Annotated in this window: 7 protein-coding genes; 4 read left to right on the forward strand and 3 right to left on the reverse strand. The window is 56.4% G+C overall.

Annotation, left to right across the window (positions count from 1 at the left end; translation table 11 throughout):
* A partial coding sequence (locus DTF_RS25780) for a DUF3426 domain-containing protein (protein ID WP_027716459.1) occupies positions 1-1038 on the forward strand: 1038 nt, incomplete at its 5' end.
* A gap of 92 nt (positions 1039-1130) precedes the next feature.
* Here DTF_RS25780 and DTF_RS0118045 read toward each other — a convergent pair.
* Both DTF_RS0118045 and DTF_RS26295 read right to left on the reverse strand, forming a co-directional pair.
* Positions 1131-1325: a twin-arginine translocase TatA/TatE family subunit gene (locus DTF_RS0118045; RefSeq protein ID WP_027716460.1), complete on the reverse strand. Its 195-nt coding sequence runs from the start codon at positions 1323-1325 to the stop codon at positions 1131-1133.
* 91 nt (positions 1326-1416) lie between these two features.
* On the reverse strand, positions 1417-1587 hold the full coding sequence (locus DTF_RS26295; RefSeq protein ID WP_081703074.1) for a DUF362 domain-containing protein: 171 nt from the start codon (positions 1585-1587) through the stop codon (positions 1417-1419).
* Positions 1588-1878: 291 nt separating this feature from the next.
* Between DTF_RS26295 and DTF_RS0118050 the strand changes: the two genes are divergently transcribed.
* Together DTF_RS0118050 and DTF_RS0118055 are read left to right on the forward strand one after the other, a co-directional pair.
* Positions 1879-3144: an acetate kinase gene (locus DTF_RS0118050; RefSeq protein ID WP_027716461.1), complete on the forward strand. Its 1266-nt coding sequence runs from the start codon at positions 1879-1881 to the stop codon at positions 3142-3144.
* 98 nt (positions 3145-3242) lie between these two features.
* Positions 3243-4160 (forward strand): 3-oxoacyl-ACP synthase III family protein, encoded by a 918-nt coding sequence (locus DTF_RS0118055; RefSeq protein WP_027716462.1) that lies wholly within the window; start codon positions 3243-3245, stop codon positions 4158-4160.
* Between the two features lie 70 nt (positions 4161-4230).
* Here the strand turns inward: DTF_RS0118055 and pta are convergent, their stop codons facing one another.
* Complete coding sequence (gene pta / locus DTF_RS0118060) at positions 4231-5232, reverse strand: phosphate acetyltransferase (RefSeq protein WP_027716463.1); 1002 nt, start codon at positions 5230-5232, stop codon at positions 4231-4233.
* A gap of 173 nt (positions 5233-5405) precedes the next feature.
* On the opposite strand from pta, the gene DTF_RS0118065 reads away from it, so the two are divergent.
* A partial coding sequence (locus DTF_RS0118065) for a hypothetical protein (RefSeq protein WP_027716464.1) occupies positions 5406-5605 on the forward strand: 200 nt, incomplete at its 3' end.

The following is a 5605-nucleotide window of genomic DNA, read 5'->3' on the forward strand; positions in this document are numbered from 1 at the left end:
TTCGACTTCGAAGAGGAGGCCACTGCTCAGCAGGGTCCAGTCGAATTCGAATTGAAGGAGGACTCCACCGAGGAGCCGGGTTCGACAGAGTTCGACCTGGAGGAGGAGCCCTCCCTGGAACAGAGGATGGAATTCGGCTTTGAAGATGAAGATACAGACGGTTCCGCGGAATTCTCATTCGAGGAGACGGATCCGTTTTCCGACGGGGAGGCTAAAGAGACCGCTGAGGCGGAAAAAGGCGCCGGAGCACCCGAGGACTTTGTTTTTGGCGATAAGACGGACGAAAGCTCCGAAATTGATGATTTCGATCTCAGCAGGATGAGTTTCGGTGACGAAGAACCTGCGGCGCCCCAGAACGTAGATGTCAGCAGCTTCCCCATGGAGGAGGCACCGGAAATCGATGAGAAGAAGGTTGTTCCGGCCCAGTCGAAAAAGAGTAGAGAACCCGCCGGAGGAGCAGAATGGGCCTCCACCCCTGCGGCTATCCCGCGCCGCAAGAGTCCTTTTAAAGGGGTACTGGTATTCGTGCTGGTTCTGCTGCTGGCCCTTTGCGGCGTCGCCGGCTATTTCTTCTGGCAGCGCGGCAATCTGGACATTGTAAAAATCGTCGAGCAGCTTACCGGGCAGGGAACTCCGGCAGCCGTCGCGGGGCAGATTCGCCTGAGCGAACTTTCAAGTTCCTTCGTCACCAACCGGGAAGCAGGTCAATTATTTGTCATACAGGGAAAAGCGACGAATGATTATTCTGAAGCCCGTTCGGCCATTGCCGTAAAAGGCATCCTCTATGACAAAAATGGCCGGGCCCTGTTGCAGCAAACCGTCTTTTGCGGCAATTCCCTGGATGTTGAAGTCCTTCGCAACATGCCCTTCGCCAAAATCGAGGAGAGCATGAACAACCAGTTCGGCGATTCGCTGTCGAACCTCAATATAGGTCCCGGCAAATCCATACCTTTCACCATTGTATTCAAGAATCTGCCGGCGGGTCTTGCAGAATATACTGTCGAGGCGGTAGACTCAAAGCCGGGGTCCAAACCTTGATGGCGTAGCCGTCCTCTGAGTGTGTTGATCGAACGAAAAAAGCCGCATTCAATGCGGCTTTTTTATTCATCGCCCCTCGGGGGGAAAACAGGCTATTTTTTATCCTGCTCCTCCTTGTCTTCCTCTTTCGGCGTGACGTCAATCTCGTCAGGCTCCTGAGTGGCCTTTTTAAAGCTTCGCAATCCCTTGCCCAAAGCTCCCCCGATCTCTGGTAGTTTGCCGGCGCCGAAAATGACGAGAACCAGAATCAGTATGATGATCAGTTCCGTCGTACCGAGTCCGAACATTAACAACCTCCTGCTCCCGGCGGGGAACGGTCTATAGAAGCTCTACGTATGTGAAAAGGCGGGGGCGGCTCAGGTCCGCCCCCCCGAGAAATCACCCTGGGGAGATCGCATCCACCGGGCATGAGTCAATACAGGCGCCGCAGTCTATGCAGGTGTCTGCATCGATTTGGCGGGCATCACCCACCTCGCTGATGGCGTCTACAGGGCAGGTCGGATCACAGGCGCCACAATTGATGCAGGCCTCACTGATCGAATGAGCCAAAGGAATCACCTCCTTCGTTAAAAAATTAAGTGCTGATCAAGTGTATATACACCACTTTCACAGTTCCTGTCCACCCCAAACACCTTTGCCGGAAGACAAATTTCTTGCATTTCCCATGCTCTTCCTATAGTCTTTTGAAACATTTTTACCATGGATGAATTTGCCTTAGGCGTGCCGTTGGGGACTGCATGGCAAAGGGCGACGGAATGCAGATCGGATTCAAATAACGTCGTTATACTGATGGATGTCCATGACATCTGATTCAGATAGCTTGGGAGGAGGTAGTCTTAAATGGTTATTCTTGCTTTGAATTGCGGCAGTTCATCAGTCAAATATCAGCTCTTCGACTGGCAGCGTAAGGAAGTCATCGCCAAGGGGATGGTCGAACGGGTGACAATTGGCGATTCCTTCATCATTCACGAAGTTCCCGGGCGGGAAACCTATCGGGAAGAATACGAGTGCCCCGACCACCAGGTCGCCATTCATCTCATTATCAAAATTCTCACCAGCAAGGATTACGGGGTGGTGAGCAACCTGGAGCAGATTTCGGCCGTCGGTCACCGGGTGGTGCACGGCGGGGAAAAATTTGCTCACTCCGTCCTTATCGACGACGCGGTTCTTGAGGCGATCAAGGAGGTCCAGCATCTGGCCCCCCTCCATAATCCCCCAAACATCTCAGGCATCGAGGCGGCCAAGGCAAACCTCCCTGACGTCCCTCATGTGGCGATCTTCGACACCGCGTTCCACCAGACCATGCCCGAGCACGCCTATATGTACCCCCTCCCCTACGAGTGGTACGAAAAACACGGTGTGCGCCGATACGGCTTTCACGGCACAAGCCACCTCTACGTCTCCAAGCGGGCGGCGGTGATGCTCGGCAAGGATCCCAAGGACTGCAACATCATCACCATGCATATCGGCAATGGCGTCTCTCACAGCGCCATCAAGGGAGGCGTATCGGTGGATACGTCCATGGGTCTGACTCCCCTTGAAGGGGCCGTCATGGGGACCCGCTGCGGCGACATCGATCCCGCCATCCCCTTGTTCATCCAGCAGCAGGAGAACCTCTCCGCCAAAGAAATCGATTCGATTCTCAACAAGAAAGCTGGAGTATTGGGGATTACCGGCCAGTTCACCGACCGCCGCGACGTCATCGAAGGGGCGGAGAACGGCTGTGACAAATGCGCGCTTGCACTTGAAATCGAGGGCTACCGCCTTAAGAAATACATCGGCTCCTACGCCGCGGCCATCGGCGGGGTCGACGCCGTCGTCTTTACCGCCGGCGTCGGCGAAATGGGATGGCAGATCCGGGAGAAAGCCCTGGAAGGGCTGGAGTTCATGGGGATCAAGCTCGACAAGGAAAAAAACCGCAACACCATGACCCGCAAGAAGGAAAGCGTCATCACCACCCCGGACTCGCCGGTGAAGGTCTTCGTCATCCCCACCGACGAGGAACTGGTCTTTACCGAAGACGTCGCTGCCATCCTGGAGGGAACCTATACTGACCACATGAAATTCCGCTATACATTCAGCGGCGCTGATTTTCAGCGTAAGTAGCCACTGCGGTTCACTGGACGACCTAAGGGACCGGCGGATTGACCGCTGGTCTCTCTTCGTTTTACGTCCCCCATCTTCCCTTTGCTGAGGACATGTCAATGCTCGGAATCGAAGAAATAGGCACCTACCTCCCCGTCGGCAGAATTTCCAATTACGACCGGAAGGCCCAGTTCGGCATCGACGATTTTTTCATCGAAGAGAAGATCGGCGTACGCCGGGTTTCCGTCAAGGGTCCGGAAGAGGAAACCTCGGACCTGTGCATCCGGGCCTTTGAAGACCTTCAGCGCCGCACCTCCGTCAACAAGGAGGAGATCGAGGCGGTGGTGGTGGTGACCCAGAATCCGGATTACAATATTCCCCACACCTCGGCCATCGTCCAGGGCAAGCTGGGACTTCCCGCACACTGCGCCGCCTTCGACATCTCCCTCGGGTGTTCGGGTTTCGTCTACGCCCTCTCCATTTTCCAGTCCTTCATGGCCGACAACGGCCTGACCCGGGGGCTACTCTTTACCGCGGACCCTTATTCAAAGATCGTCGACCCCGAGGACAAGAACACCACCCTGCTCTTCGGCGACGGAGCCGCCGTCACCCTGATCTCCTCGGCCCCTCGCCTCGTAGCCGGGCGTTTCACCTTCGGTACCGTGGGGAACGAGCACGAAAAACTGATCTGCAAGGACGGTACCTTGTTCATGAACGGCCGGGCCGTCTTCAACTTCGCCGCCAAGGTTATTCCCGATGATCTTCGGAGGATGGCCGCCAAAAACGGTGTAAATCTGGAGGAGATCGATCGATTCCTGATCCACCAGGGGAGCAAGATCATCGTCGATACCATTGCCTCCAAGCTCGGTCTGCCCGCCGAAAAGGTCCCCTACTCAACCGGGGACTACGGCAACACCGTCTCCTCGACCATCCCGATTCTGCTGCAAGACGAACTTGGCGGAACGGCTCGAACCATAGCCATCTGCGGCTTCGGCGTCGGCCTCTCCTGGGCGAGCGGACTGCTGCGAAGGGTCTGAAACGGCAAAGGCCGGCGGGAGTTCCCGCCGGCCTTTGCCCATTCGGACCTCGCCTATCGAAGCTCTGTAATTACCCCTGTGCCTGCACCGCCGTTATCGCCGAAACGCTGATGATGTCCTCCACCGAACAGCCTCGGGAAAGATCGTTGACCGGCTTAGCCAGACCCTGGATGATCGGTCCCACCGCTTCGGCCCCGGCGAGACGCTCGACGAGCTTGTAGCCGATGTTCCCGGCGTCCAAGTCGGGGAAAATGAGGGTATTGGCCCTGCCGGCGACCGGCGAGCCGGGAGCCTTCTTCTCGCCGACCTTGGGGAGAAGGGCGGCATCGGCCTGAAGTTCGCCGTCGATCTGCAGGCTGGGGTCGAGTTCCCTGGCGATTTCCAGCGCCTTGATGACTTTGTCGGCGTCCTCGTGCTTGGCGCTCCCCTTGGTTGAGAAGGAAAGCATGCCGACTCTTGCGTCTACCCCCAAAAAGCTCTTGCAGCTTTTGGCGGTGGCGACGGCGATCTCTGCGAGGGCCTGGGCATCGGGATTGGGGTTGACAGCGCAGTCGGCAAAGCACATTGTGCCGTTCTCACCGAACTCAGGGGTTTTGGTGACCATCAGAAAGACCGAGGAGACAGTCTTCATCCCCGGAGCGGTGCCGATGACCTGAAAGGCGGCCCGCAGGACGTCGCCGGTGGTATTGTAGGCTCCTGCCACAGCGCCTCCGGCGTCCCCCTTTCGCACCATCATCGACCCGAAATACAAGTTGTCCTCACCTGTGAGGAGCGCCCTGGCTTCTTCGCGGGAGAGCCCCTTCTTCTTGCGGATCTCGACCAGTTCGTCGACATACTCTTCGAGCTTGGGCGCGGTCTTCGGATCGAGAATTTCGACGCCTTCGAGTGAGGCGCCCAGTTCTCCGGCCCTGGCCTGGAGGGCGTCGGCATTGCCCAGCAGAACCACCCTGGCCAGTCCATCCAGCACTATGCGTCCCGACGCCTGCACCATCCGGTCGTCATAACCCTCGGGCAGAACCACAGTCTGCAGACTCTGCCGGGCCTTGGCTTTAATCTGATCAACTAAATGCATGACAAAATCCTCCTCCATAACAAGATTTAATTACGGTTCTTTTTATAACTGAAGGATTTCGAGGGGTCAACTCTTTTTCGCTATGTGAAATTGGAGCAATATCTGGCCTGAATGTACCCGCATCATGTATAATAATTTGTATCTCAATTTTCCCTGAACATCGTCCCGGATTCATGGAACTGAACCGCTCCCAAAATCCCCTCCTGCTGGGGTTCATCACATTCTCCCTGCTGCTGCACTTGCTGCTTATCTATCTCTTGCCGCAGCGGAGCCTTTTCACCGCTCCCGCGAGCGAGGAGCCGGTCTATGTGGAGGTTCGGCCACCGCAGCTTCAGGAGCGGGAATTGGATCTTCCGGTCCCCGAAAAAGAAAC

The sequence above is a fragment of the Desulfuromonas sp. TF genome, from assembly GCF_000472285.1.
Classification (GTDB): Bacteria; Desulfobacterota; Desulfuromonadia; order Desulfuromonadales; family ATBO01; genus ATBO01.

Coding starts and splice junctions, on each gene's coding strand:
- DTF_RS0118050 (WP_027716461.1), top strand. CDS start 1,879: ATGGTTATTCTTGCTTTGAATTGCGGCAGTTCATCAGTCAAATATCAG.
- DTF_RS0118055 (WP_027716462.1), top strand. CDS start 3,243: ATGCTCGGAATCGAAGAAATAGGCACCTACCTCCCCGTCGGCAGAATT.
- pta (WP_027716463.1), bottom strand. CDS start 5,232: ATGCATTTAGTTGATCAGATTAAAGCCAAGGCCCGGCAGAGTCTGCAG.
- DTF_RS0118045 (WP_027716460.1), bottom strand. CDS start 1,325: ATGTTCGGACTCGGTACGACGGAACTGATCATCATACTGATTCTGGTT.